This is a genomic window from Streptomyces sp. NPDC030893 (assembly GCF_055571535.1).
Window position 1 is genome coordinate 896,816 of sequence record NZ_JBVIFC010000001.1, and the last position, 26,036, is coordinate 922,851.

General features: G+C 72.7%; 28 protein-coding genes. 9 read left to right on the top strand and 19 right to left on the bottom strand.

Annotated features, from left to right (window positions below):
* Positions 1–18 precede the first annotated feature (18 nt).
* The gene (locus ACZ434_RS03990; protein ID WP_468451481.1) at positions 19–378 is read left to right on the top strand and encodes a 5-carboxymethyl-2-hydroxymuconate Delta-isomerase; all 360 of its coding nucleotides are present in this window, start codon (positions 19–21) and stop codon (positions 376–378) included.
* Between the two features lie 120 nt (positions 379–498).
* On the opposite strand, the gene ACZ434_RS03995 is transcribed toward ACZ434_RS03990, so the two are convergent.
* Positions 499–1,194: a TetR/AcrR family transcriptional regulator gene (locus tag ACZ434_RS03995; RefSeq protein WP_468451483.1), complete on the bottom strand. Its 696-nt coding sequence runs from the start codon at positions 1,192–1,194 to the stop codon at positions 499–501.
* A gap of 64 nt (positions 1,195–1,258) precedes the next feature.
* On the bottom strand, positions 1,259–3,178 hold the full coding sequence (locus tag ACZ434_RS04000; protein ID WP_468451485.1) for a hypothetical protein: 1,920 nt from the start codon (positions 3,176–3,178) through the stop codon (positions 1,259–1,261).
* Between the two features lie 157 nt (positions 3,179–3,335).
* Here ACZ434_RS04000 and ACZ434_RS04005 point away from each other — a divergent pair, with 157 nt between their 5' ends.
* Positions 3,336–3,767, top strand: a complete 432-nt coding sequence (locus ACZ434_RS04005; protein ID WP_468451487.1) for a hypothetical protein — start codon at positions 3,336–3,338, stop codon at positions 3,765–3,767.
* An 82-nt stretch (positions 3,768–3,849) separates the two neighbouring features.
* Here ACZ434_RS04005 and ACZ434_RS04010 read toward each other — a convergent pair whose 3' ends face one another.
* From ACZ434_RS04010 to ACZ434_RS04035, 6 genes are all read right to left on the bottom strand, one after another.
* On the bottom strand, positions 3,850–5,370 hold the full coding sequence (locus ACZ434_RS04010; RefSeq protein ID WP_468451489.1) for a DUF1996 domain-containing protein: 1,521 nt from the start codon (positions 5,368–5,370) through the stop codon (positions 3,850–3,852).
* Positions 5,371–5,595: 225 nt separating this feature from the next.
* A complete protein-coding gene (locus tag ACZ434_RS04015; protein ID WP_468451491.1) occupies positions 5,596–6,606 on the bottom strand; it encodes an SDR family oxidoreductase in 1,011 nt (336 codons plus the stop codon).
* Between the two features lie 71 nt (positions 6,607–6,677).
* The gene (locus tag ACZ434_RS04020; protein WP_468451493.1) at positions 6,678–7,235 is read right to left on the bottom strand and encodes a winged helix-turn-helix domain-containing protein; all 558 of its coding nucleotides are present in this window, start codon (positions 7,233–7,235) and stop codon (positions 6,678–6,680) included.
* Positions 7,236–7,517: 282 nt separating this feature from the next.
* Complete coding sequence (gene glnII, locus ACZ434_RS04025; RefSeq protein ID WP_468451495.1) at positions 7,518–8,546, bottom strand: glutamine synthetase; 1,029 nt, start codon at positions 8,544–8,546, stop codon at positions 7,518–7,520.
* A gap of 268 nt (positions 8,547–8,814) precedes the next feature.
* Positions 8,815–9,477, bottom strand: coding sequence for an RlpA-like double-psi beta-barrel domain-containing protein (locus tag ACZ434_RS04030; protein ID WP_468451497.1), 663 nt, complete (start codon positions 9,475–9,477; stop codon positions 8,815–8,817).
* Positions 9,478–9,587: 110 nt separating this feature from the next.
* Entirely contained in the window at positions 9,588–9,947 is a 360-nt protein-coding gene (locus ACZ434_RS04035) for an ArsC/Spx/MgsR family protein (RefSeq protein WP_468451499.1), read from the bottom strand.
* Between the two features lie 232 nt (positions 9,948–10,179).
* Between ACZ434_RS04035 and ACZ434_RS04040 the strand changes: the two genes are divergently transcribed.
* Positions 10,180–10,494 (top strand): hypothetical protein, encoded by a 315-nt coding sequence (locus tag ACZ434_RS04040; protein ID WP_468451501.1) that lies wholly within the window; start codon positions 10,180–10,182, stop codon positions 10,492–10,494.
* A gap of 62 nt (positions 10,495–10,556) precedes the next feature.
* Here the strand turns inward: ACZ434_RS04040 and ACZ434_RS04045 are convergent, their stop codons facing one another.
* Positions 10,557–10,814, bottom strand: coding sequence for an SCO2583/SCO2584 N-terminal domain-containing protein (locus ACZ434_RS04045; protein ID WP_468451503.1), 258 nt, complete (start codon positions 10,812–10,814; stop codon positions 10,557–10,559).
* Between the two features lie 134 nt (positions 10,815–10,948).
* Between ACZ434_RS04045 and ACZ434_RS04050 the strand changes: the two genes are divergently transcribed.
* The gene (locus ACZ434_RS04050) at positions 10,949–11,383 is read left to right on the top strand and encodes a VOC family protein (protein WP_468451505.1); all 435 of its coding nucleotides are present in this window, start codon (positions 10,949–10,951) and stop codon (positions 11,381–11,383) included.
* Positions 11,384–11,469: 86 nt separating this feature from the next.
* Here ACZ434_RS04050 and glnA read toward each other — a convergent pair whose 3' ends face one another.
* On the bottom strand, positions 11,470–12,879 hold the full coding sequence (gene glnA, locus ACZ434_RS04055; protein WP_468451507.1) for a type I glutamate--ammonia ligase: 1,410 nt from the start codon (positions 12,877–12,879) through the stop codon (positions 11,470–11,472).
* Between the two features lie 210 nt (positions 12,880–13,089).
* On the opposite strand from glnA, the gene ACZ434_RS04060 reads away from it, so the two are divergent.
* A complete protein-coding gene (locus tag ACZ434_RS04060) occupies positions 13,090–13,560 on the top strand; it encodes an RDD family protein (RefSeq protein ID WP_468451509.1) in 471 nt (156 codons plus the stop codon).
* A 100-nt stretch (positions 13,561–13,660) separates the two neighbouring features.
* Here ACZ434_RS04060 and ACZ434_RS04065 read toward each other — a convergent pair whose 3' ends face one another.
* The 4 genes from ACZ434_RS04065 to lipB all read right to left on the bottom strand — a co-directional run bounded on the left by ACZ434_RS04065 (position 13,661) and on the right by lipB (position 16,775).
* Entirely contained in the window at positions 13,661–14,368 is a 708-nt protein-coding gene (locus ACZ434_RS04065) for a DUF4191 domain-containing protein (RefSeq protein ID WP_468451511.1), read from the bottom strand.
* Between the two features lie 60 nt (positions 14,369–14,428).
* Positions 14,429–14,629: an SCO2195 family GlnR-regulated protein gene (locus ACZ434_RS04070; RefSeq protein WP_468451513.1), complete on the bottom strand. Its 201-nt coding sequence runs from the start codon at positions 14,627–14,629 to the stop codon at positions 14,429–14,431.
* Positions 14,630–14,897: 268 nt separating this feature from the next.
* The gene (gene lipA, locus ACZ434_RS04075) at positions 14,898–15,887 is read right to left on the bottom strand and encodes a lipoyl synthase (protein WP_468451515.1); all 990 of its coding nucleotides are present in this window, start codon (positions 15,885–15,887) and stop codon (positions 14,898–14,900) included.
* 90 nt (positions 15,888–15,977) lie between these two features.
* The gene (gene lipB, locus ACZ434_RS04080; RefSeq protein WP_468451517.1) at positions 15,978–16,775 is read right to left on the bottom strand and encodes a lipoyl(octanoyl) transferase LipB; all 798 of its coding nucleotides are present in this window, start codon (positions 16,773–16,775) and stop codon (positions 15,978–15,980) included.
* A gap of 300 nt (positions 16,776–17,075) precedes the next feature.
* Between lipB and ACZ434_RS04085 the strand changes: the two genes are divergently transcribed.
* Positions 17,076–18,542 (top strand): regulator, encoded by a 1,467-nt coding sequence (locus ACZ434_RS04085; protein WP_468451519.1) that lies wholly within the window; start codon positions 17,076–17,078, stop codon positions 18,540–18,542.
* A gap of 156 nt (positions 18,543–18,698) precedes the next feature.
* Here the strand turns inward: ACZ434_RS04085 and ACZ434_RS04090 are convergent, their stop codons facing one another.
* Together ACZ434_RS04090 and ACZ434_RS04095 are read right to left on the bottom strand one after the other, a co-directional pair.
* Positions 18,699–20,099, bottom strand: coding sequence for an NAD(P)/FAD-dependent oxidoreductase (locus tag ACZ434_RS04090; RefSeq protein WP_468451521.1), 1,401 nt, complete (start codon positions 20,097–20,099; stop codon positions 18,699–18,701).
* A 225-nt stretch (positions 20,100–20,324) separates the two neighbouring features.
* On the bottom strand, positions 20,325–21,227 hold the full coding sequence (locus ACZ434_RS04095) for a TIGR01777 family oxidoreductase (protein ID WP_468451523.1): 903 nt from the start codon (positions 21,225–21,227) through the stop codon (positions 20,325–20,327).
* Between the two features lie 72 nt (positions 21,228–21,299).
* Between ACZ434_RS04095 and ACZ434_RS04100 the strand changes: the two genes are divergently transcribed.
* Positions 21,300–21,791 (top strand): GNAT family N-acetyltransferase, encoded by a 492-nt coding sequence (locus tag ACZ434_RS04100; protein ID WP_468451525.1) that lies wholly within the window; start codon positions 21,300–21,302, stop codon positions 21,789–21,791.
* 15 nt (positions 21,792–21,806) lie between these two features.
* On the opposite strand, the gene ACZ434_RS04105 is transcribed toward ACZ434_RS04100, so the two are convergent.
* Complete coding sequence (locus tag ACZ434_RS04105; protein WP_468451527.1) at positions 21,807–22,991, bottom strand: MarP family serine protease; 1,185 nt, start codon at positions 22,989–22,991, stop codon at positions 21,807–21,809.
* 191 nt (positions 22,992–23,182) lie between these two features.
* Here ACZ434_RS04105 and ACZ434_RS04110 point away from each other — a divergent pair, with 191 nt between their 5' ends.
* Together ACZ434_RS04110 and ACZ434_RS04115 are read left to right on the top strand one after the other, a co-directional pair.
* A complete protein-coding gene (locus ACZ434_RS04110) occupies positions 23,183–24,106 on the top strand; it encodes a peptidoglycan recognition protein family protein (RefSeq protein ID WP_468451529.1) in 924 nt (307 codons plus the stop codon).
* Entirely contained in the window at positions 24,099–24,275 is a 177-nt protein-coding gene (locus ACZ434_RS04115; protein WP_468451531.1) for a hypothetical protein, read from the top strand. The genes ACZ434_RS04110 and ACZ434_RS04115 overlap by 8 nt, the downstream gene beginning before the upstream one ends.
* Positions 24,276–24,294: 19 nt before the next feature.
* On the opposite strand, the gene ACZ434_RS04120 is transcribed toward ACZ434_RS04115, so the two are convergent.
* The gene (locus tag ACZ434_RS04120; protein WP_468451813.1) at positions 24,295–24,816 is read right to left on the bottom strand and encodes a DUF4240 domain-containing protein; all 522 of its coding nucleotides are present in this window, start codon (positions 24,814–24,816) and stop codon (positions 24,295–24,297) included.
* Between the two features lie 174 nt (positions 24,817–24,990).
* Entirely contained in the window at positions 24,991–25,974 is a 984-nt protein-coding gene (locus ACZ434_RS04125; RefSeq protein WP_468451533.1) for a helix-turn-helix transcriptional regulator, read from the bottom strand.
* Positions 25,975–26,036 lie beyond the last annotated feature (62 nt).

The following is a 26,036-nucleotide window of genomic DNA, read 5'->3' on the forward strand; positions in this document are numbered from 1 at the left end:
TCGAACAGGAGGGCTCACATGCCGCAGATCACCGTCGACTACTCCGAGCGGCTGGCGGACGGCTTCGACCGGCCCGCCTTCGCGCGGGACCTGCACACCGCCGTCGTGGAGATCGCGGCCGCCAGGCCGCCGGCGTGCAAGACACGGTTCCGGCGGACCGAGGACGTCGTGGTCGGCCCCGACACCGGCGGACACGCCCTGGTGCACGTGAGCATCGGCCTGCTGGCCGGCCGCACCGACGAGACCAAGGCCCGGCTCACCGAGGCCGTACTGGCCCTGCTGCGGCAGTACGTCGAGCCCGCCGAGGACCGGATGCTGCACGCCTCCGCCGAGGTACGCGACCTGGACCCGTCGTACCGGAAGTTCGAGGGCGAGTAGGTCCGCACCGGGCGGGGTCAGGACGTCTGCCACGACCCGTCGACGACGAGCAGGAACCCGTCACCGGTCCGCAGCAGACGACGGCGTCGGGGGCTTCCCCGGCCCACGTCGTCGTGGTGCTCACGAAGCGGCCAGGGAGATCAGCCGGGTGGCCAGGTCGGTGAAGGGGCCGTCGCCCGGCTCGTTCCTGAGCAGGCCGCGCAGCAGGGTGGCCAGCTCCTCGTCGCGGGCGGCGGCGACGGCGGCGAGCGCGGCGAAGTCCTGCACCAGCTGCGCCTCCAGCTCCTCGCGCGGCACCCGCCGCCCGTCCAGCCAGATCAGCGCCGTCGACTCGACGAGCGAGATCCAGGACCGTACGACCAGTTCCAGCCGGGCCGGGGCCGGGCCCTCCACGCCCATGTGCGACAGCATCTGCTCGTACGCGGCCTGCCGTACGGAGTCGATCAGCGCGTTGGTGGCCGAGGAGCCGACCGCCGGGCCGCCGCGCATCAGGGCGGCGAATCCGGGGCCGTGACGGTCGACGAAGTCGAAGAACCGGGCCATCACCCGCCGCAGCCGCGAACCCAGCGGACCCTCGTGCGGCTCCACGAACCGGGACGCCAGGTCCTCCGAGGCACGCCTCAACGCCGCCTCGTACAGGCTGAGTTTGCCGGGGAAGTAGTGGTAGACCAGCGGGCGCGAGATGCCCGCGCGGGACGCTATCTCGTCGATGGAGACCTCGTCGGGCGAGCGTCGGCTGAACAGTTCGAGGGCCACGCCGATCAACTGCTGCCGCCGCTCCTCGACTCCCATTCTGCGACGTACCCCGGTAGTCATGCGAACACCTTACCGATCGATTCCGGCCTCGAACGGTCCGGACCGGTCAGCGGGGTTCATGCCGTCATCGCAGGCCGCTGACCGACCGCCCGTCCTCCAGTCTCCCCCGGAGGTCCGCCTTGGCGCCCTTCTCGGCGCGCACGGTCAGCAGGTTGCCCCGCGCCGAGCCCTCGATCCCGCCCGTCGCCCGGACCGACGCGGTGCCGGCGCCGCCGGCCGCCAGCAGGTACCAGCGGCCCTCCGCCGACTTCCACAGCACCCCGGCGAGCACCCGCGGCTCCCGCTCGCCGCACTCCGGCACGTCCTGGGCCTTCGCCGCCACCGCCCCGAACCGCGCGCCCGGCGTGTGGAACTGCGCCAGCACCCTCGCCCCGCCGCCCCGCCACGTCTCCGCCCGGGTGCACACCCACTGCGCCGAACCGGCCGCCCCCGGCAGCGGCTGCTCGGCGAACGCCCAGGCGTTCACGCTCCGCACCCCCGCCGAGCGCACCGCGGTCAGGGAGCAGGCGTACGGTGCCCAGGTGCGCAGCGCCTTCGCGCCGGAGACGTCCTTCGGTGATCCGGGCCTGCCCGCGGTCAGCCGGGCCGGGACCAGCTCGCCCAGGTCGGTCAGCAGCCGGGTGCCCGTGCCGTCGGTCAGCCGCAGCACGTTCCAGGACGTGCAGGGTCCCTCCCGCGAGGCGGGGCTCGGCAGGGGTGGCGTCACCCCGTCGACGAGCGGCAGGTCCGTCGCGCCGGCACCCGGCTCGCGCAGGTCCCGCCCGGCGGCCTCGCGCACCCACGGTGCGGTCAGATAGCGGACGTTGCCGTCGGTCCGGCTCAGCACCACCGCCCCCGACCCCGCCCTCCCGGCCCCGTCGGCGCGGGCCAGGTCCAGCGCCGCGCCCTCGGTGCCGTCCTCCGGCTCGGCGTACCGGACGACGCGCAGACCGTCGTGGAGGATCACCACCCGGGCGGTGTCGACGGTCCCCGCGTAGAGCAGCTGGGGCGGTCCCGCGGGGCCGCCGGAGGGGGTGCCCGGGGTCGCCGACACCCGCACCCCCTTCCCCGGCCGCGCCCAGACGGCCAGCGCGCGGCGCAGCAGCGCCCGGTCGCCGGTGCGGTCGCCGCGCGCCGGCCACACGGAGAAGTCGGTGCGCGCGGACGTCCGCCACGCGGCGGGGGAGACCCGGGTCAGCCTCCCCGGGTCCAGCGCGGCCCGTACCGCAGGGTTCCCCGCGTACGGGGGAGCGGCGGGGCCGTCCGCGCCCCAGCCGTCGCCCGGCAGCCCCAGCAGCGTCCCGCACACCGCCAGCGCGGCCCCGCCGACCAGCGCGGCCTGCAGATGCCGGCGGCGGCGCAGCAGATCCGGCGGGCGGGCCTGCAGCGCGCAGGGGTCGAACTCGGGGGAGCCGAGCAGCCGGTACGGGTCGGGAATCCCGTCGGCCTCCACCAGCGCGCCCTCCACGTCGGTGACGCCCGCGGCGACGAGCACCTCGCGCACCTCGCCGTCCGGGAGCCGCTCCAGACCGCGCAGCGCGTGGGCGGCGCGGGCCGGGCCGGAGACAGCGGACAGCCGCTGGTCCAGGGCGAGTTCGTCGGCGCCGCCCGGACGCGGGAACAGCCTCAGCCCCCACACCTGCGGCAGCAGCGGCGGCAGCCGCGCCCGCCGGCCCTTCCGAGCCCCGCGCTTCAGCGCCGTACGCACCACCTGGAGCCGGACCAGCGCGTACCCGGGGTCGCCGTCCCGGCCGGCCGGCCGGGACGGGATCAGCGGCGCCGGTGTGCGGCCGCGGGGCAGCGCCCGCTGGACCAGGGCGTGCGCGGTGAGCACCCGCCCGCGCCGGCCCGTACCGGAGGGCAGCACCAGGTAGGCGAGCCGGACGAGCCGCGGATAGTGCTCGACGAGCGCGGCCTCGGCCTGCTCGACGGCGACGGCCGGACCGGCCGGACCGGCCGGGGACGGCGGTGCGGCGGGCTGGGCGGCGGCATCCTGTGACTGCACGTTCAGCAGAACGAGCGAATGGGTGGATGGTCACCTGGCTCCGGCACGGATTGAGCGCTGCGGGCGTGGCGTCCGTATCGAAGGCCGAGGGCCCCGCGCCGGGGCTCCGTGCGGCGTGTCGCCGCCACGATGCCGCCGTCAAGGACCGGAGGAACACATGAGGGTGACCCGACCGATGCTCGCGCTGACCGGCGCGGTGGCGGTTCTCGCGCTGGCGGGCTGCGGATCCGGCGGCGGGGGCGAGGACGAGGTGCCGCCCACCGCGACCGGCAGCCTGGAGCACCTGGCCGCCGAGGCGAAGTGCGAGCCGAACATGCAGACCGACGCCGACACCATCCGCCAGGCGCTGTGCGGGAAGGGCGGCGACAAGTACGTCCTCGCCACCTTCGCCACCGACCGCGGCCAGGCCGAGTGGCTCAACACGGCGAAGGACTACGGCGGTTACTACCTGGTGGGCCGCAAGTGGGTGGCGGTCGGCGAGGAGAAGACCGTGACCGCGCTGCGGAGCATGCTCGGCGGGACCATGGAGGAGGGCTCCGAGCACATGAACCCCGGCGGCAGCCACAACCAGGGCGGCCACCACGGCTGACCCGGAGCCTCCGGGCGGAACGAAGGGGCCGGCGGTGGGAGATCCCACCGCCGGCCCCTCCTTCGGCCACCGGGCTACCGGACTACTGGCAGTCCTGGCCGTTGTTGATGCAGTCGACCATCTCGTTCATCAGGTCCTCGTCGAAGAAGTTGATGAAGTCGTTGTGGTCGGTGATCGGCTTGTGCAGCTGCTCCGGGAAGGAGTCCAGCGCGAACGGGTTCACCACTTGCCCGTTCTCGATCCGCGGAGCCGGGATGTTGTCGTACACCAGGCGGACCTGGAGCTGGGGGATGGCCTGGAAGCCGTTCGAGCAGGAGCCGTCCGGCTCGACGAAGTCCATGTGCGTGCGGTGGTTGGCACTGTCGGTGTTCTGGCCGTCCCAGCAGCTCTGGAAGTTGCTGGTGCGCACCACGCTGCTGCCCTCGGGGCAGATCGGGTACTTGTCGATCACCTGCCGGTCCTCGAAGCCGGTGCAGCTCCAACCCGTGTTGGCGTTGTTCAGCCCGTTGGTGAAGGACTTGGCGTCACCGGTGATGATGCGCAGCGCCCGCGGCATCGCGACGACGTCGCTCGTCCGGTTGCCGACGAACTTCAGCTCCGCCTCGGTCGGCGCGACGATCTTGCCGACGTTGCCGTCCTGGCCGCCGCCCGGCTGGTTCTGGTCGATGTCCTGCGTACCGTCCTGGATCCGCAGGACCGGCCAGAAGTACGTCGACCGGTCACCCTGGTTCTGGCAGGTCGTGTCGCCGTTGGCCAGGTCCTCGTCGCTCGCGAAGGCGGTGTTGGCCTGGTTGCCGACGTAGTCGTGCTGGTGCTGCGCACCGTTGCTGACGCCGGGCGCGGCGATCACGTTGTCCGAGTTGCGCAGCTCGTTCTCGTTGGTGCCGCAGTCGGTGGTGAAGGTGCCCGTCGAACCGCCGTCGCCGTTCGCGGCCAGACCGTTGGGCAGGTTGCGGGAGTTCGGCTGGACGTCCTCGATCCTGATGAAGTCGTCCGCGACGGGACCGTTCTGCGCCTGTCCGCCGTTGCCCTGCTCGCCGCCGTTGTCCTGACCGCCACCGTTGTTCTGGCCGCCGCCGTTGTCCTGACCGCCGCCGCCCTGGTCCTGGCCGCCCCCGTTGCCGTTGCCCTGGTCGACGGGCACGCCCTGGCACTGGGCGTACCGGCCGAAGTTGCGCGGCGCCTTGCCGCCCGCCCGGTCGATGTTGATGCCGATGCGGTCCAGGGTGGCCGCCCGCTTGGACTTCAGCGGGCCGAGAATGGCGTTGTCGACGTAGTTCGCGTCGCCCGCCTGGGCCCGGCGGGTCTCCGCGAGGCGCGTGTAGGCGTCCGTGATCTGCCGGTCGAGCGCCGCCAGTTCCTTCGCGACACCCTTGCGGGCGCCGCGCGGCACCCTCGTCAGTTTCTGGCCGACGTCCGGACAGTTGATCGTCGCGACCTGCGCGTTCCGCGACTTGGTCCGGTTGTGGTGACCTCCGTCCTCGTGAGCCGAGGCGTAGAAGTTGGCCCAGACCAGCCCGCCCCCGCCGAGCGCCAGGGCCGCCGCCCCGGCTGTCACCTTGGTCGCCAGCGGCATACGGCGTTTTCTTGTGTTGCGTCCCATGGAACTCCTCTTGACCTTCCTTACGGGGGCATCCCATTGCGGGGCATCGAGCGGCCCGACAGGAGTGAAGCGGCTCCCTTGAGTACGCAAGCCGCCCCACGGGTGTTCACCCGTCCCGCGGATCGATGGAAAGTCAGTACGGCCACATGGGTTTCAACGGGCTCTGGAGCACCGGGAGTTGCGGATCACGCACCCGGGGTGAAGCGACGCGTCCGGTGTCACCGGCTACACCCCCGGAAGGTTCGCGAGCACCTTCGTCTCCACCTCCGGATCGAGCCCCTTGGAGGTCCGGTCCGGCCGCTGGGGCGCGGTGCCGCCGAGCTCCGTCAGCCAGCGCCAGGTGTCGGCCACGGTCTCGCCGACCGGCCGGCAGCGCAGTCCCGTCGCGACCGCCCGGGAGACGTCCGCCGAGTGCAGCGCGCCGTGCAGATCACTGCCCGGCGGCACCCACACCGGCAACTGGGTCCACGGCTCGATGCCCGCGTCGAGGATCACCTCCGGCGCGGCCCACCGCAGTTCGGCCGGGCCGCCGGTCACCCGCGCACAGGCCTCCAGCAGCTCACCCGTCGTCGCGTGCCCCTGCGGGGAGATCAGGTTGTACGGCCCGCTCAGCCGCTGCTCGGCCGCGCCGAGGACCCACTCCGCGAGGTCCCGGACGTCGACGTACTGCAGGGGCAGCTCGCGCGGGCCCGGCGCGAGGACCGGGCCGCCGCGCGCCATCCGGTTCAGCCACCAGGGCAGCCGTCCCACGTTCTCGTACGGCCCGAGGATCAGCCCGGCCCGTACCAGCAGCGACCGGTCCGCGCCGAAGGCGTCCACGGCGGCCAGCTCCCCGCCCCGCTTGTCCCGCGCGTAGTCCGTGAGGTCCGCGTCGGCGGAGGCGCCCTCCACCACCGGAGCCTGCTCGGTGTACCCGGCGGGCGGCGCCCACGCGTACACCGAGCAGCTCGACACGTACACGTACCGTCCGGCGCGGCCCCGCAGCAGCCGCGCCGCGTCCCGCACCGCGCGCGGCGCGCCCGACCAGGTGTCGACGACGACGTCCCACTCCCCGGGGTCCTCGTCGAGCGCGGCCAGGCCGTCGGGCGCGGTGCGGTCGCCCAGCAGCGTCCGCACCCCCGGGGGCGCCTCGTGCCGACCCCGGTGGAAGACGGTCACCTCCCAGCCCCGCCCCACGGCCGCCTCGGCGACGGCCCGGCCCGCGAACTCCGTACCACCCAGCAACAGAAGTCTCATACGGGCGACTCTGCCCGTCCGGGCGGCGTGAGGGAACGGGAATCTGCTGACGGCAGACGGGGCCGTGCAGCTCAGCGCCCGGCCGGCGGAACGTACTTGTAGCCGACCCGGCGGACCGTGCGGATCGTGTCCCGGTGCCCGGGACCCAGCTTGCGGCGCAGCCGGGCGATGTGGACGTCGACGGTACGGCCGTCGCCGACGTGCCCGTAGCCCCACACCGTGCTGACCAGCCGGTCCCGGGTGTGCACGTGGCCCGGGTGCGCCACCAGATGGGCGAGCAGCTCGAACTCCAGGTACGTCAGGTCGAGGTGACGTCCGTCCACCTCGGCGGTGCGCTGCACGGTGTCGACCCGGATCAGGGGGTCGCCGGCCGGCTGACCGGCCGGTCCGGGCACGTGCGGCGGGAACGGCGGCTGCCGGTCGGCGGGGACCAGGACCAGGTAGCCGACCATCGGGGGCTGCCCGGGCAGCACGGGCACGGCGCTCGGCGGTGCGGGCAGCCAGGTGGCGCCGGGCGGCAGCAGATCCGCGACCGTCACCACCTCGTTCCGGTCGACGGCACGCAGCCGGGGCGGGGCGGTTGTGCTGGAGGAGGAAGGAACGGAGGACAGGGGACGGGTGGTCGCCATGAGAGGTCAGCTCTTTCGCGCGAAGGGTTCGTCGAGGACGTACGCGGTGCGCGGCGGCCGAAGGCCGGGAAGACGTCCGGGCGTTACGGGGCCGTCGCGTTCGTCGAGCGACAACACACCCGGTCGAAGTCGTGGTGCTGACGGGAAGGCCAGAACGGCTCGAGGTCGCACTGACCCCTCGCGTCGCTCTTCCCGTGGCCGGCCATGCCCCCATTGAAGCAGACGCCACGAGGGGCGCCCACCGGAATCGGCGGACGCCCCTCGGGAGGCCGGCGGTACGGATCAGATCCGGCCGGCCTTCTCCAGCGCGGTGCAGCACGTGTCGACCAGCAGGCGGGTCACCACGTACGGGTCGACGTTGGCGTTGGGACGGCGGTCCTCGATGTAGCCCCTGCCGTCCTTCTCGACCTGCCACGGGATACGGACGGAGGCGCCGCGGTCGGAGACGCCGTAGGAGTACTCGTTCCACGGGGCGGTCTCGTGCAGGCCGGTGAGACGGTCGTCGATGCCGGCGCCGTAGTTCTTCACGTGGTCCATCGGCTTGGAGCCGTCACCGAGCGACTCGCACGCGGTGATGATCGCGTCGTAGCCCTCGCGCATGGCCTTGGTGGAGAAGTTGGTGTGCGCGCCCGCGCCGTTCCAGTCGCCCTTGACCGGCTTGGGGTCCAGGGTGGCGGAGACCTCGAAGTCCTCGGCGGTGCGGTAGAGCAGCCAGCGGGCCACCCACAGCTGGTCGGAGACCTCCAGCGGGGCCAGCGGGCCGACCTGGAACTCCCACTGGCCGGGCATGACCTCGGCGTTGATGCCGGAGATGCCGAGACCGGCCTTCAGGCAGTTGTCCAGGTGCGCCTCGACGACGTCCCGGCCGAAGATCTCGTCCGAGCCGACACCGCAGTAGTAGCCGCCCTGCGCGGCCGGGAAACCGCCCTCGGGGAAGCCCAGCGGGCGGGCGCCCTTGAAGAAGGTGTACTCCTGCTCGATGCCGAAGACCGGCTCCTGGGCGGCGAACTTCTCCGCGACCTCGGCCAGCGCGGCCCGGGTGTTGGACTCGTGCGGCGTCAGGTCCGTGTTCAGGACCTCGCACAGCACCAGGACGTCGTCACCGCCGCGGATGGGGTCCGGGCAGACGAAGACCGGGCTGAGCACGCAGTCGGAGGCGTGCCCCTTGGCCTGGTTGGTGGAGGACCCGTCGAAGCCCCAGATCGGCAGGTCCGCGCCCTTGGCGTCGTCGCTCAGGATCTTCGTCTTGGAACGCAGCTTGGCGGTCGGCTCGGTGCCGTCGATCCAGATGTACTCGGCCTTGAAGCTCACGGTCCACATCCTTCGGGGGTGGGTCTGGCGCTTGCGCGGGTGCTGCGGCGCTGCGGCACCGGAGCGCCGCCGTCGATGTCACGCAGCCTGTCAACAGGCGATTTCCCGGCCATTGCCCGTATGTGAACCCCGTGTTACCTGACATGACCGTGCCCCTCGCCGCCCTGTGAGGGGGAGCGGGGGAGGGGCACGGTGCAGGCGAGGGGACGCGAAGGGGCCCGCTGCTCCCGACCGTGAGCAGCGGGCCCCGCCGAGGGGAATCCGGGCCTCACCCCACCTTCTCGATCACCGCGCGGCGGATCACGAACTTGCCGGCCTCGCGGACCTGTTCGTAGGCGGCGTTGTTGAGCAGCACACAGCTGCCGGACACCCCGGTGACCTCCACCGTCGTGGACTTGTTGTTGTCCAGGTTGGTGACCTTCAGCTTCGTGCCGGCCGGGAACTGGTTGCTGGACGCAGCCGGGGCGCCGTCCTCACCGGAGAGGGTGACGGTCGACCCGTTGCACACCTGCTCGCCGGAGGCCTGCCCGGCGTTCCCGCCCTGGTCGCCGGCGGCCGGCTGCGAGGGCGCGGGCTGGGCCGGCTGCTCCGGCTGCGCGGACTGGGAGCCCTGAGCCGACTCCCCCACCGTGCACCCGGACGCCTCCTGCTGGACCCGGATCTGTGCGATGACCGCCTCGCGGTTGGCGATCCGCGCCTCGGACTGCGCGTCGGGCTTGGCCCGCTGGCCCTCGATGAACCTCTCGTTGTTGCCGAGCGCGGTGGCCAGGCCCTGGCAGACCGTCGAGTCCGCCGCCGACTTGGTGGTGGCCGCCGGCGGGGTGGCGTTCGACGTGGTCGCCATGACGACGGCTCCGCCTCCCGCCACCGTGGCGGCGCTCAGCAGCAGCGCGAGCTTCTTCTTCGGACCGAGACTTCTCCTGCGCGACATGCGCGCCTCCTGAAGAGGTAGGGGAGCGTACGCCGCTATGTACGAGATACCGAACGGAGTTACTCAGCGGTCGGGTCAAGTCACCGAAGTGGCTTGCGTCACAGGGGCGTTCAGCGGGAGAGGGCGTCCCGTACGGCCTCCTCCGTGCGGGCCACGACCGCCGTGCCGTCGTCCGCCGTGATGATCGGACGCTGGATCAGCCGGGGGTGTGCGGCGAGCGCCGCGATCCACCGCTCCCGCGCACCGGCGTCCCGCGCCCACTCCCCGATCCCCAGCTCCCCGGCCTCGGCCTCCTGGGTCCGCGTGATGTCCCACGGCTCCAGCCCGAGCCGCTCCAGCACCTCCCGGATCTCCTCTTCGCCGGGCACCTCCTCCAGATACCGCCGCACGGTGTACTCGGCCCCCTCGGCGTCGAGCAGGCTGATGGCGCTGCGGCACTTGGAACAGGCGGGATTGATCCAGATCTCCATACCCGACACCGTACGCCGTCCCCCCGGTTGTTCGAATTCCAGACCGCCTCGCGCATGCCGTGCGGAACCCCTCTGACACCACAACAAAACCCATACCCACCAGCGCATTTGCCGACCGCTTCGGGTCTGCTGAATGTCAGTGCCGGCCGGTAGAATGGAAGCAGTGTTCGAGAGAGTCGCCGGGGTCGTCGTGGACCCCGGCCGACCGTCCCGACCGCGACAGGAGGATGCCGTGCCCGCTGCCGCACTGAAGCCGAAGCCCCTGCCCACCCAGTCCACCGCGAAGCGTCCCGTACTGCTGGAGCTGCCCTGCGCCCCGGTGGAGAAGCGCCCGCTGCCCGCGGGCCGCCCGCGCGAGTGGTACGTCACGCACAACCGCCGGCTCAAGGCGATGCGCCTCGCCATCGCCCTGCTCGACTCCGGCGTCTACCTGCCGAGCCAGGCCCGCAACGAGAAGATCCGCTCCACGGCGGCCCTCATCGGCGTCCACCCCCCGTCGGACACCACCTGCCACATGGTCCGCGCCTTCATGCGCTACAACCGCTGAGCCCCGGAACCGACACCGGGCGCCCCACCCCAGGGGCGCCCGGTGTCGGTCCGGTGCGGGATTCAGTACGACCGGAAGTTGATGTAGCCGAGCAGGACGATCACTGCGGCGACGCAGCCGAGTACCACCGCCGTCGAGACCCAGGACGAGCGGCCGGAGGAGCCCCGGTGGTCCGGCTCACCGCGGAAGGGGACCGGTCCGGGCGGGTTCTCCTTCCAGCGCGCGGCGAGCATCCGGGCGCGGGCCGACGGCTCCTTGTGCTCCGCACCGTCCGCCCACTTGATGGTGAACTCCCGCTCCTCGTCGTCCCTTTCGGACATCCCCGTGACCTCTCTCGAACAACAGTGTCAGATCCAGGATCCCTCCCCGGGCCCGCAGAGGGAAGCTTTCCGGACAGCCGGAACACGTCGGAACCCCGTCGCCCGTCCCCCCGCAACGCTGCTACGGTGCGCCGATGTCATCGATCAAGAAGTTCCAGGTCACCTTCGACTGCGCGGAACCCGAGCGGCTCGCCCGGTTCTGGTGCGAGGTGCTGGGGTATGTGGTGCCGCCGCCGCCCGAGGGGTTCGCCACGTGGGAGGAGTACGACCGGTCGTTGTCGCCCCAGCACCAGGGGGAGGGGTTCGCCTGCGTGGATCCCTCGGGAGTGGGGCCGCGGCTGTACTTCCAGCGTGTTCCCGAGGGCAAGACCGTCAAGAACCGGGTGCATCTCGACGTACGGGCCGGTACCGGGCTCGTGGGGGAGGAGCGGCTCGCCGCGCTCAAGGCCGAGTGCGAGCGGCTGGTCGCGCTCGGCGCGGAGTGCGAGCGGGTGATGGTCGCCGATGCCGACTACGAGTCGTGCATCGTGATGCGGGACATCGAGGGCAACGAGTTCTGCCTCGACTGAGGACCCCGGGAAGGCCGTCGGCCGGCCCTCCCGGAGGAGGACCGGCCGACGGACCGGGGCAGCGGGCGCGCTCCCCGGTGCGGGGATCACACGTCGAAGTACAGCTCGAACTCGTGCGGGTGCGGGCGGAGCTGGAGCGGGGCGATCTCGTTCTGGCGCTTGAAGTCGATCCACGTCTCGATCAGGTCCGGCGTGAACACGTCGCCCTGGAGGAGGAACTCGTGGTCGGCCTCGAGGCGGTCGAGGACCGCGCCGAGGGAGGTCGGGACCTGGGCCACGTTGGCGTGCTCCTCGGGAGCCAGCTCGTAGAGGTCCTTGTCGATCGGCTCGGCCGGCTCGATCTTGTTCTTGATGCCGTCCAGGCCCGCGAGGAGCAGGGCGGAGAAGGCCAGGTACGGGTTGCCGGAGGCGTCGGGCGCGCGGAACTCCACGCGCTTGGCCTTCGGGTTGGAGCCGGTGATCGGGATGCGCATCGCGGCGGAGCGGTTGCGCTGCGAGTACACCAGGTTCACCGGGGCCTCGAAGCCCGGCACCAGACGGTGGTACGAGTTCACCGTCGGGTTGGTGAAGGCCAGCAGCGACGGCGCGTGCCTGAGGATGCCGCCGATGTAGTAGCGGGCCGTGTCCGACAGGCCGGCGTAGCCCTGCTCGTCGTAGAAGAGCGGCTCGCCGCCCGTCCACAGCGACTGGTGGACGTGCATGCCGGAGCCGTTGTCACCGAAGATCGGCTTGGGCATGAAGGTCGCGGTCTTGCCGTTGCGCCAGGCGACGTTCTTGATGATGTACTTGAAGAGCTGCAGGTCGTCGGCGGCGGCGAGCAGCGTGTTGAACCTGTAGTTGATCTCCGCCTGGCCGGCGGTGCCCACCTCGTGGTGCTGGCGCTCGACCTTCAGGCCCGCCGCGGCCAGCTCCAGGGACATCTCGGCGCGCAGGTCGGCGAAGTGGTCGACCGGCGGGACCGGGAAGTAGCCGCCCTTGTAGCGGACCTTGTAACCGCGGTTGTCCTCCAGCGCGCCGGTGTTCCAGGCGCCCGCCTCCGAGTCGATGTGGTAGAACGACTCGTTCTCGGAGGTCTTGAAGCGCACGCTGTCGAAGACGTAGAACTCGGCCTCGGGCCCGAAGTACGCGGTGTCGGCGATCCCCGTGGAGGCCAGGTACGCCTCGGCCTTCCTGGCCACGTTGCGCGGGTCGCGGGAGTACGCCTCGCCCGTGATCGGGTCGTGGATGAAGAAGTTGACGTTCAGCGTCTTGTCACGGCGGAACGGGTCGAGCCGGGCGGTCGACAGGTCCGCGCGCAGCGACATGTCGGACTCGTGGATGGCCTGGAACCCGCGGATCGACGATCCGTCGAACGCCAGCTCCTCGTCGGGGTCGAACGCCTCGGCGGGGATCGTGACGTGCTGCATCACGCCCGGGAGGTCGCAGAACCGGACGTCGATGAACTTGACGTCCTCGTCCACGAGGTACTTCTTGGCGTCGTCGGCGTTCTGGAACATCCAGCTCCTCCTACTCCCGACCGTCCCGCCGGGGTGGTAGATCGTTCGTGCGGCCAGTGCGGGTGGCACACGCTGCACTCGACCCTAGGGACGGGTCATTTCTCGTGCGTGACCCATTTGTTTCGCACAAGTTAACCGGGCCCTCTCCCACGGTAGCCCCGACGCACCCCGCCGTCCCCCGGTCATTTCCGGGCGCAGTACCGTGGACGGGTGGACAACAGGCAAGCAATCGGATCATGGCTCTCCGGCCCGCGCGCGGCCCTGGAGGACGCCGGTGCCGACTTCGGTTACCGGGGCGAGCAGCTCGGGCTGCCGCAGGACGGACCGGGCTCGATCGCGCGCCCCGGCCGCAGGATCGGCGCCCTCGCCGTGGACTGGGGTCTGTGCATGCTGATCGCATACGGTCTGATCACCGACGGCTACGACGGACAGGCGACCGGCAACTGGGCGCTGCTGGTGTTCCTGGTGCTGAGCATCCTGACCGTCGGCACGGTCGGGTTCACCCCGGGCAAGCGCCTGTTCGGACTGCGGGTCGTCGCCCTCGACACCGGCCGGGTCCAGCCGCTGCGCGCCCTGGTGCGCTCGATCCTGCTGTGCCTCGCCGTTCCCGCCCTCATCTGGGACCGCGACGGGCGCGGTCTGCACGACCGGCTGGCGCGCACGGTCGAGGTGCGGATCTGACCTCCTCGGCCACTGACGCGGAGTCGGAGTACGACGACGGGGGCGCCGGAAGTGATTCCGGCGCCCCCGTCGTCGTACTCCGCGAAGAGGTGGGAGAGGCTCAGCGGCCCCGCTGGCCGCCGCCGCCCTTCGGCAGCTTCATGCCCTTGGGCATCGGGCCCTTGGGGAGCGGCATGTTGCTCATCAGGTCGCCCAGGGCGCGCAGCCGGTCGTTGGTCACGGTGACCTGCGGGCCGGAGAGCACGCGCGGCAGCTTGAGCATGGTCGTGCGCAGCTTCTTCAGCTCGACCTGGCCCTCGCCCGTGCCCACGATCAGGTCGTGCACCGGGACGTCCGCGACGATGCGGTTCATCTTCTTCTTCTCGGCGGCCAGCAGGCTCTTCACCCGGTTCGGGTTGCCCTCGGCGATCAGCACGATGCCGGCCTTGCCGACCGCGCGGTGCACCACGTCCTGGCTGCGGTTCATCGCCACCGCCGGGGTCGTCGTCCAGCCCCGGCCGATGTTGTCGAGCACGGCCGCGGCGGCGCCCGGCTGTCCCTCCATCTGCCCGAAGGCCGCCCGCTCGGCCCGGCGCCCGAACACGATCGCCGTCGCGAGGAAGGCGAGCAGGAAGCCCAGGATGCCGAGATAGATGGGGTGCCCGATCAAGAAACCGATCGCGAGGAAGACACCGAAGGTGACGATTCCGACAGCCGCGAGTACAAGACCGATCTTCTTGTCGGCCCTGCGGGTCATCTTGTAGGTCAGGGCGATCTGCTTCAGTCGCCCGGGGTTCGCAGCGTCCGCTGCGGTTTCCTTCCTCGCCATGCCTGAAGTCTACGTGCCCCCCGGAGCGCGTTCGACGGCAGTGCCGGAGGCGAGGGGGTGTCAGGGACGGGGGGACACGGTCCGGTCGAGCACGCGCTGGGTCTCGACCCGGTCCTTGGCGCGACGGCGGTCCTCGAGCACGGAGGTCCAGGCGTTGCGGCGGGCGGTGCGCTGACCGCCGCTCATCAGCAGCGACTCGACGGCGCGCAGTGCGGTGGTGAAGGACGGGATGGCGGTGGCGCGGACGGGCGCGGCCTGCATGGTGGAGGTCTCCCTCGGTGCGGGCGGGCAGAAGGGTACGTGCGGTGATTCCAGGCTCACTGACTGGTGTTACCAGGGCGTGACCAGCCGGTCAAACAGGCATGAAGCCCCGGTGGGGGGTCCCGGAACGCCGACGCGGTCCCGACCTGTGCCCTCATCTGCGAGGACGGTCGGGACCGCGTTCTCTCGGCCATTACCGGCCGGTAGGGCCTTGTGCGTGAATTCACAGGCGCCGGCCGGTGCCCTGTCCGGCCGTTCCGGGCCCGCTTCAGACGGCCTGGGAGGCCACGTACGCGCCGCCCCGCTGCGGAGCGGCCGATTCACGCAGCTCGACGGCCATCCGGTACAGACGGCCGGCGCGGTACGAGGAGCGGACCAGTGGGCCGGACATCACCCCGGAGAAGCCGATCTGCTCGGCCTCCTCCTTCAGCTCCACGAACTCGTGCGGCTTCACCCAGCGCTCCACGGGGTGGTGGCGCACGGAGGGCCGCAGGTACTGGGTGATGGTGATCAGTTCGCAGCCGGCCTCGTGCAGCTGCTTCAGCGCCTCGCTGACCTCCTCGCGGGTCTCGCCCATGCCGAGGATCAGGTTGGACTTGGTGACCAGGCCGTAGTCACGGGCCTCGGTGATCACCTTCAGGGAACGGTCGTAGCGGAAGCCGGGACGGATCCGCTTGAAGATCCGGGGCACCGTCTCGACGTTGTGCGCGAAGACCTCGGGGCGGGAGGAGAAGACCTCCGCCAGCTGCTCCGGCACGGCGTTGAAGTCGGGGGCCAGCAGCTCGACCTTGGTGCGGCCGTCCGCGCGGTCCGCCGTCTGCGCGTGGATCTGGCGCACGGTCTCCGCGTACAGCCAGGCGCCGCCGTCCTCCAGGTCGTCGCGGGCGACGCCGGTGATGGTGGCGTAGTTCAGGTCCATGGTGACGACCGACTCGCCCACCCGGCGCGGCTCGTCACGGTCGAGGGCCTCGGGCTTGCCGGTGTCGATCTGGCAGAAGTCGCAGCGCCGGGTGCACTGGTCGCCGCCGATGAGGAAGGTCGCCTCGCGGTCCTCCCAGCACTCGTAGATGTTGGGACAGCCGGCTTCCTGGCAGACCGTGTGCAGCCCCTCGCTCTTCACGAGGTTCTGCATCTTGGTGTACTCGGGGCCCATTTTCGCCCGGGTCTTGATCCACTCGGGCTTGCGCTCGATGGGGGTCTGGCTGTTGCGGACCTCCAGGCGCAGCATCTTGCGTCCGTCGGGTGCGACTGCGGACACGACCGGCTCCCTAGCGATTGATTCTTCGGCGTTCATAAGGGTACGCCCGTTGATTTGAAACCCGGCGTGGGTGTGTGCGGGGGTCTGTGCTCAGACCGGTGTCTTCTCGACGACCCGGGGTTTGAGGTCCGCGTTCTCCAGGATGTCCCGGAGGTGGCGTTCCGCGACGGGGAGGACCTCGGCGATCGTGATGTCGCGGCCCAGCTCGTTCGCCAGGGAGGCCACGCCCGCGTCGCGGATGCCGCACGGGATGATCCTGTCGAACCACTTGTTGTCGGGGTTCACGTTCAGCGCGAAGCCGTGCATCGTGACGCCCTTGGCCACCCGGATGCCGATCGCGGCGATCTTGCGGTCCTCGCGGCGCTGGCCGGCGTTGGACGGCGCGTACTCCGGACCGTTGAGGCGGGGGTCGAACTCGTCGTCCTGGAGCCGGGGGTCGAAGTCCAGGGAGAGCCCGCCGAGCGCCGGGCGCCGCTCCACCGGGTCGCCCAGCACCCACACCCCGCTGCGGCCCTCGATCCGGGTGGTCTCCAGACCGAACTCCGCGCACGTACGGATCAGGGCCTCCTCCAGGCGCCGGACGTGGGCGACCACGTCCACCGGGCGGGGGAGCTTCTGGATCGGGTAACCGACCAGCTGGCCGGGGCCGTGCCAGGTGATCTTGCCGCCGCGGTCCACGTCGATGACGGGGGTGCCGTCGAGGGGGCGCTCGCTCGCCTCGGTGCGCCGGCCGGCCGTGTAGACCGGGGGGTGCTCCAGGAGGATCACGGTGTCGGGCGCCTCGTCGGCGAACCGTGCCGCGTGCACCCGGCGCTGCTCGTCCCAGGCCCGCTGATAGTCGACGGCCTCGGCCCCGAAGCCCATCCGGACGAACCGCAACTCACTCACGGCGAAGCGCCTCCCTAGAAGGTCGTCAGGCGCGAAACGCGCCCACGCCACTGTACGACCGTCCGGCCGGTTCCCGATCGGCAGGCGAGCAGCGGCCGGCGCGGGGTGCCGGAGCGGGGCCGGGTCGCCGCCCGCCCGTCAGCCTGTCGGCCAATCCTCACACGATCGGATGAATGATGGTCGATACCCGCAATCGGGTGCTTACTCTCCGCTACATTCGCGCCGTCCATGAGGCCATAAGGGCTGCTCACACGCAATCCGGGCACACCCGTAGCCGGAAGGCAGGAGACCGCACCGCAGATGACGGAACGACCCGCGCAGCGCACGCCCAACCGACAGCTCGCCGCGCTCATCGCAGAAGCGGGGTTCTCCAACGCGGGACTCGCCCGTCGCGTGGACCAGCTCGGTCTCGAACACGGGCTCGACCTGAGATACGACAAGACCTCCGTCACCCGCTGGCTGCGCGGACAGCAGCCGCGCGGGACGACACCGGCGCTGATCGCCGAGGTCTTCACCCGGCGCCTGGGACGCCGGCTGACCGCCCAGGACCTGGGGCTGGACGCCTGCGCTCCCGTCTACGCGGGGCTGGAGTTCGCGGCCGGCCCCGAGGAGGCCGTCGACATCGTCAGCGGGCTGTGGCGGAAGGACTCCGGCAGCCATGCCGAGCTGCGCAAGATCGCCTTCACCGCGGCGGGGCTGGTGGTGCCGAGCCGGGACTGGCTCATCGGACGCGCCGACGAGAAGGTGGCCCGCGCGGAGCCGCCGGCCCGGGTGCCCGCCCAGGGGCGCCCCGGGCCCCGGCCCCTCGTCCCCGCCGACCTCCTCGCCCGCAGGGGGCGCGGTACCGCCGAACGGGGGCCGGGGCAGCGGGTCACCGGCGGCGACATCGCCGCGCTGCGGTCGGTCGGCGAGCTGTTCCGCACCCTCGACGACGCCTACGGGGGCGGGCACGCCCGCCAGGCCCTCGTGCGGTACCTGGAGCACGAGTGCGAGCCGATGCTGCGGGGCACCTACGGCGAGCAGACGGGCCGCCGCCTGTTCGCCGCCGCCGCGGACCTGACCCGGCTGGCCGGGTGGACCTCGTACGACATCGCCGCGCACGGGCTCGCGCAGCGCTACTTCGTGCAGGCGCTGCGGCTCGCGCAGGCGGCGGGGGACCGGGCCTACGGTGCGTACGTCCTGGTCACCATGAGCCGGCAGGCCGTCTACCTCGGCCACGGGCGGGAGGCGGTGCAGCTGGCGCGGGTCGCCCAGCAGGGGGCGGGGGGTTCCGCGCCGGCCGCCGTGCAGTCGCTGCTGCACGCCGCCGAGGCGCGGGGGCACGCGGTGCTCGGGGAGGTACGGGCGTCCACCGCGGCGCTGGTCCGCGCGGAACGCGCGCTGGAGAGCGCGCGGCCCGGGGACGAGGTGCCGCACTGGGCGCGCTTCTTCGACGAGGCACAGCTCGCGGACGAGTTCGGCCACTGTCACCGGGACCTTCAGCAGTTCCGGGCCGCCGCGCAGCACGCGGAGCGCTCGCTGCAGCTGCGTGCGCCGGGGTACGCCCGGAGCAGGCTGCTCTGCCGGATGGTCCTGGCGACCGCGCGGCTGGGCCTCGGCGAGCTCGACCAGGCGTGCCAGCTGGCGGCGGAGGCCGCGGGGCAGGCGGCCGAGATGCGCTCCGTACGGGCCCTGGAGTACGTCCGCGACTTCGAACGCAAACTGGAGCCCTACCGCGACGCCACCCCGGTCCGCACCTACCGGGACAGAGTCTCAGCCCATGCCTAGCTCCCGCCCTCCGCGGGCAGTCGTGCCCCCCCAGAGGGGGTACCCCCGGGGCGGCACGGGTGGGCGCGCGGCACCCCGCACACGCCGGGCTGCGCAACCACCCCCGCCCCGCACCAACACGGTCCACCCCCTGCCACCGCCCGCCGACCACCCCCCTCACGCCGCCGCCGCCCGAGCACTCGACACCTGCTCCGCCGTATGCAGCGATCCCCCCACTCCCAGATCCCCCAGCAACGCCCCCACCGCCCGCCGAGCCGACCGCAACGCCCCCTCCACGGACCCCGTCTCCCGGTGATCCCCGCACACGTACAGCCCCGCCAGCAACCGCACCGGCCGCCGCAGATCGTGCGGCGGGCGCATCCGCGGCACCGCCTCCGCGGTATGACGCACCGCCAGCGTCTCCCACCGCGCCGTGGACACCCCGTACAGCCGTGCCAGATGCATCCGCACCGCCGTGTCCACTCCCGGAGTCGCCGGCCCCAGCACCGTGGAGGTCACCAGCGTGCGGCCGGCCGGCGCGCGGGACGGGTCGACCGCGCTGACGACCGCCGTGTGCGCCACCGGCCCGCCCCGGTCCGCGTCCAGCAGCAGCGAGGCACCCGTCGCCGGAACCTCGTCGGTCGTGTGGTGCACCACCGTCACCGGGTGGAAGCCCGGCACCCGCAGCCCGGGCAGCAGTTCCGCCGCCGCCCGCGCCCCCGTCGCGACCAGCACCGCGCCGCACCGGAACTCACCGTGCTCCGCGGTGGTGACCGAGGTGGTCGACACGGACGTGACCCGCACCCCCGTGTGCACCGTGCCCGGCGGCAGCGACCGTGCCAGCCGCTGCGGCAGCGCCTCCGCGCCGCCCTCCGGCAGACACAGCCGCCCGCTCGCGAAGGCGTGCAGCGCCAGATCCGCGCACCGGCTGGAGGTCGTGAGCTCCGGGTCGCACAACAGCGCGGCGAGCAGCGGGCGCAGGAAGCCGTCGACGGTGCGGGCGGGCAGGCCCCGGGCCGCCAGCGCCTCGGCGGCGGGCAGTTCGGGCCGCGCCAGCAGCCGTTCGACGGGCGTGCCCGCGAGCCGGGTCAGCGCCGCCCCCAGCCGGGCCTGGTCCACCGCCGTGCCCAGCGGGGCGCCGCTGCGGCTGCGCGGCACGGACACCTGCCGCCCCGGCACCGCCACCGGCCTCCTGGGCCCGGCCCCCGGCCGGGGAGCGCTCGCCAGGGCGCGCACCGCATGCAGTGCGCCCCGCGCGCCGCGCGCCCCCGGCTGCACGCCGGCGCGATGGTGCCGCCCGTCGCTGTGCAGCAGGACCCCGGGCTCGAAGGGCTTCAGCACGAGCCCGTCGAGCCCCGGAGTCTCCCGCAGCGCGGGATACGCCGTGGACAGCAACCGGCCGATCCGGTCGAGCCGGAAGCCGTCGATCTTCTCGGTCGCCATGCGGCCGCCCACCTCATGGGCCGCCTCCAAAACGACGGTGGTGACTCCTGCGCTGGTCAGTCGTCGCGCCGCGGAGAGTCCGGCGATCCCGGCTCCCACGACGACGACGTCCGCCTGGTACGTGGGCTCAAGCACGTGCCCCTCCTCGAGGTTGCGCGGGCGCTGGAGACGTCATGCCCTCAACAGGCCCCAGGGATACCCGAGTTCTGGTCGAGGTTAGGTCCGTGACCGGCCACCGGGTCAGTCGCGCATGGACAGTGCACGGGCGCACGACGGTCGCATACGCACGTCGAATGGGCACGATGAGGTCGCAGGGGGCTCAGTTCCGTATACGGAGCGGTCGAATACGATCGCGACCGCTCACAGTGCGGCGCGCACCGCGTCCTCGATCCGCGGGAACGCGAACCGGAAGCCCGACTCCAGCAGCCGCGCCGGCAGCACCCGGGCGCTGCCTAGCACATCCCCCGCCATCTCGCCCAGGACCGTCCGCAGCACCGGCGCCGGCACCGCGAACACCGCGGGCCGGCGCAGCACACGGGCCATCGCCCCGGTGATCTCACGGTTGGTCACCGGATGGGGGGCCGTCAGATTGAACGGGCCGGACAGCCCGCCGGTGTCCAGGAGATGACGCAGCGCCGCCACCTCGTCGTGCAGCGCGATGAACGACCAGTACTGACGTCCGTCGCCCATCCGCCCGCCCAGTCCGGCCCGGAAGAGCGGGAACAGCCTGCCCCACGCGCCGCCCCCGCGCGCCACCACCAGACCGGTCCGCGCGAACACCGTCCGCACGCCCGCGTCCCGCGCGGGCGCCGCCGCGGCCTCCCACTCCACGCACACGCGCGGCAGAAAGCCCTCACCCGGCGGCGCGCTCTCGTCCACCGGCCGGTCACCGGTCTCGCCGTAGTAGCCGATCGCGCTGCCGTTCAGGAACACCCGGGGCCGTACGTCCTCGGGCAGCGCGGCGACCGCCCCGGCGAGCGCGGCCGTGCCCCGCACCCGGCCGGCGCGGATCCGCTCCTTGTAGGCGTCCGTCCAGCGGCGGCTGCCGACGCCCGCCCCCGCCAGATTCACCACCGCGTCGCACCCGGCCAGCCCGGCCGCGTCCACGGACCCCCGCTCCGGGTCCCACCGGACCTCGCCGGCCGACCGGGGCGCACCCCGCACCAGGCGGACCACCGTGTGCCCGTCGGCCGTCAGGGACCGTGCCAGGGCACCGCCGATCAGCCCGGACGCCCCGGCCACCGCGATTCGCGAACGCTCCATGGCGCCCATCCTGCCCCGCCCGGCCCGGACGGCACGGCCGGGGCCACGGCGCACCGCCGTACAGTGACCCTCATGCCCGAGCCGTTCATACGCGTCGCCCGCCCCGAGGACGAGGGCGAACTGGCCCTCCTCGACCGCGAGACGTGGTCCCACCTGCACGCCGTGACCCCGCCGCCGCAGCCGCCGTACGAGACCTTCTTCAGCGAGCGTTCCGGCCCCCGGGACCACCGGGTCGCCGAGCACGGGGGGCGGCTCGCCGGCTACGTCCGCATCGGCCCTCCCACCGAACTCGCCTCCAACCGGCACGTGCAGCAGATCCGCGGCCTCGCGGTGGCGGAGCGGGCCCGCGGTCTCGGCCTGGGCCGGGCCCTGGTACGGGCCGCCGTCGAGGAGGCCCGGGAGCGCGGCGCCCGCCGGATCACCCTGCGCGTGCTCGGCCACAACACCGTCGCCCGCACGCTGTACGAGTCCGAGGGCTTCGTGGTGGAAGGCGTGCAGCCGGAGGAGTTCCTCCTCGGCGGCGCCTACGTCGACGACGTCATGATGGGCCGTTCGCTGCTCTGACCGCGCCGTCCTCGGCTACGAGGCCACCACGTCGCCCGTGTCCACCGGAGCCGTCGCGTCCGCGGCGCGCTCGGCGTCGCTCGCGACCTCGTCCGCCGTCAGGACGTAACCGGTCCGGGCGTCCGTCGTGGAACGCGCGAACACCACCCCGAACACCCGGCCGTCGGTGGTCAGCAGCGGACCGCCGGAGTTGCCGGGGCGGACCGTGGAGCGGATGGAGTAGATCTCGCGGGTGACCGGCGCGTCGTTGTAGATGTTCTGCCCCCTGGCCTGGAGCCGGCTCGCCACCGTCGCCGCCTGGAGGTTCAGGTCGCCGTCCTGCGGATAGCCCGCCACGACCGCCGAATCACCGCGCCCCGCGTCGTCCACGAACTCCAGCACCGGAGCCCGCAGACCCGGCACGTACAGCACGGCCACGTCCTTGCGCGGATCGAAGAGCACCACCCGCGCCTCGTACGTCCGCCCGACCCCGCCCACGCGCACGGTCGGCTCGTCGATGCCCGCCACCACGTGGGCGTTGGTCATCACACGCTCCCGCGCGTACACGAACCCGCTCCCCTCACGGCCCTGGGCGCCCGCCACCCCCTCGACCTTCACCGTGCTGCGCTGCGCCGCGCGGGTCGCCGCCGCGGTCACGCTGTCGCCGGAGGGCTCGGCGACCTCGGCGGTCGACTCGTTCTCGAACGGGTTGAACACCTGCGGGAAACCCGCCTCGGTCAGCGCCGAGGTCGCCCGCGAGAACCAGCCCGGAGTGGTCTCCGGCATCACGTCCTGCACCGCGCCCAGCAGCCGGGAGTCCCGGATCGCCGACGTCACCAGCGGGGAGGAGGACGCGCCCAGCACGCTCGCCGCCACCCACGCCACGATCAGCACGGCCACCGAGTTGGCCACCGCCCCGCCGAGTCCGTCCGCCACCCTCAGCGGGCCCCGGTCCAGCTCCCGCCGCAGCCGGAGCGCCAGCCGGCCCGCCAGTTCATGACCCACCACGGCCGGCAGCAGCACCGTGAGCACGGCCGTCACCGTCGCCCGCGTCGTCCCCGCCGTCACCAGGTCCATGACCCACGGCAGGATCCACACACCGATGACCGCACCGCCCACGAAACCGGCCAGTGAGACACAGCCGGCCAGCAGCCCGCGCCGGTAACCGGACGCCGCGTAGGCCAGGACGACCAGCAACAGCAGGATGTCGAGCAGGTCCACGCACGCCGCCTTTCTCTCGGGTCCACCTATACGTGGGGGAAGGGGCCCGGTGATCAGCCACGCGCGCGACGGCCGCCGGGCAGCGGCCACGCACGCGTGTACCGGGGAAAACGTCACGGACCGGGGCGATGGTTCCACCGGGTGGCACAGCACATATCGCGGACCCGGCCGATCGGACCCACAGTGAGATCATGCGTGTCCCGAGACGACCGCGCGGAGCGCGGAGACGCCGGGCCCCCCGGATACCCGGCGGGCCCGGCACCCCCCGGCTGCCCGCAGCCGCCACGGCGGCCCTCGGCTGTCTGCCGGGCGTGGCCGCCGCCGTCGCCCTGGTGCTGTGCGCCTACGGCGTCGAGCGGGCCGCGGGATCCGCCGGCGCCGCTTCCGCCGCGCGGACCGCACCCGCCTTCCAGGCGCCCCGGCCGCCGATCCTGCCGCGCTCGGCCTGGCTGGGCGACAGCGCCCGCGAACAGCCGCCGCCGCGCTACGACGACGAGGTCGTCGCCGTCTTCGTCCACCACACCGACTCACCCAACGACTACGACTGCGCCGAAGCGCCCGGCATCATCAAGGGCCTGTACGAGGGCCAGACCGGCGCCCGCGACTGGGACGACCTCGGCTACAACTTCGTCGTCGACCGCTGCGGCACCGTCTACGAGGGCCGCGCGGGCGGCACCGACCGCCCCGTCACCGGCGCCCACACCCAGGGCTTCAACCACCGCACCACCGGCATCGCCGCCCTCGGCACCTTCACCGAGGGCGTCCACGTCCCGTCCGAGATGCTGGAGGCGATCGCCGCGCTGTCCGCGTGGAAACTCGGCACCTCCGGCACCGACCCGCGCGCCGAGGTACGGCTGGTCTCCAGCAACGGCGGCAGCCGCTACGCGGCCGGCACCACCGCCACCCTGCACGCGGTCGCCGGCCACAGCGACGGCTACATGACCAGCTGCCCGGGCGCCGCCCTGCAGGCCCGACTCCCCGACATCAGGACCCTCGCCGCCCGCATCCAGGGCCGCGAGACCGCCGAGCAGGCCCTCCGAAAGGACACCGGCACCGACATCACGCACACCTCGAAGCAGAACGCCGCACAGAACGAAGAGCACACCCATGAGTGACACCCCTGAACGAAGTACCACCTGGGCGGACGCCCTGCGCCGCCCCTGGACGGCGCTGTGCGCCGCCGCGGCCGTCGTCCTCGGCCCGGCAGCCCACACCGCCTCCGCCCTCACCCAGGCGAACGCCGCACCCCTGCGCCACACACCGAGCCCCCACCGGCGGCTGTGAGACCGCGCGCCGGCGCCCGCTACTCCCGGAACCGCTCCCAGAGCCGCGGATAGCGTTCGGCGAGCAGTGCCTCGTTCTCGAAGTCGAGCGGTGCGCCCTCCGGCTCCGCCGGGGCCGGGGGCAGCTCCAGGTCCGGTGCCACCGTCCCGGTGAGCTGCTCGTACGCCTCGTCCGCCGCGTAACCGAGGTCCTCGCCGTCGCCGTCGATCTCCTCGTCGAAGTCGTCGTCGAGGAGGTCGGCCAGGGCGTCCGGATCGTGCAGCGCGCCTTCGAAGACCTCGCGGCCCTGGCCGATCAGCCAGCACCGGAAATAGTCGAAGGCGTCGTCGCTCGCCCCGTCGAGGAGCACCCACGCGGCGCCCCACAGGTCCCAGCGGTAGGCGCGGTGATAGCGGGACTCGAAGTGACGGGCGAAGTCCAGGACCGCGTCCGGGTCCAGCCGCAGCAGCCGCTCCACGAGCAGATCGGCCTGCTCCTCGGGATCACCCGCGGCCTCCTCCCGTGCGCCGTCCACCAACTCCCAGAACTCCGTCTCGTCCATCACGAGGTCAAGCATCGACCCTGGACCTCTCAGGCGCACCCTAGAACCCGCAAGGGGCGCGGGGCTGTGTCGATACGCGGCTTCGCCGCGTGGGCGCGACGGGGTCCGGGGCGGAGCCCCAGGGCCGGGACGGGAAGGGGCGGCGGGGGCGAAAAGACCAGGCGAGACACCCCCTCACCCCCCGTACAACCCCGCCATCCGCCCAGCCTCCCCCGCGAACCACTCCCGAAGGGACCACGGCGCCACCACCTCCGCCTCCGCCCCCAACCCCATCAGCTGCTCCCGCGCGACCTCCTCCGACTCCACCGCCACCGTCACCGTCACCCACTCACCCCCGCCGGCATCCCGCTCGCCCACCCCCGCCAGCGCCTCCCGCGCGGCCACCGGATCCACGACGTACGGCAGCCTCCGCACCCCCTCCGCGGACAGCCGCACCACCACCTCCGCCCCCAGCAGCGACCGGGCGAACTGCTCCGCCCGCTCCTCCCAGAACGCCGGCAGCGAGAAGTCCTCCGCCCGCTCGAACCGCCCCTCACCCACGCCCACCGTCGTGAACCGGTCGATCCGGTACACCCGGAAGGAACCCTGCCCCGTCACCCGCGCGCACAGGTACCAGACACCCGCCTTGAGGACGAGCCCGTACGGCTCCAGCTCCCGCTCCACCTCACTTCCACCGCGCCGCAGGTACCGCGCGGTGATCCGCCGGTCGTCCCAGACCGCCTCCGCGACGGCCGGCAGCAGCTCGGGCGTCTCCGGCTCGCTGAACCAGTTCGGCGCGTCCAGATGGAAGCGCTGCGCCGCCGTACGGGAGGCGTCCCGCAGGGACGGCAGCAGGGCGGCCGACACCTTCAGGCGGGCCGCCGAGGCCGCGTCCTGCAGCCCCATCTCGCGCAGCGCCTCCGGCACCCCGGACAGGAACAGCGCCTCCGCCTCACCGCGCGCCAGCCCCGTCAGCCGCGTCCGGTACCCCCCGACCAGCCGGTAACCGCCGATCCGCCCCCGGTCCGCGTACACCGGCACCCCGGCCTCCGACAGCGCCTGCGCGTCCCGGGTGACCGTCCGCTCCGACACCTCCAGCTCCCTCGCCAGCTCGGCCGCGGTCATGGAGGGCCGGGACTGGAGCAGCAGCACCATCTTGATCAGCCGGGCAGCACGCATGCGCCCATCATGCAAGAGGCCCCCGCCCGGACCGGCCGGGCAGGGGCCTCCTCGCACGAGGA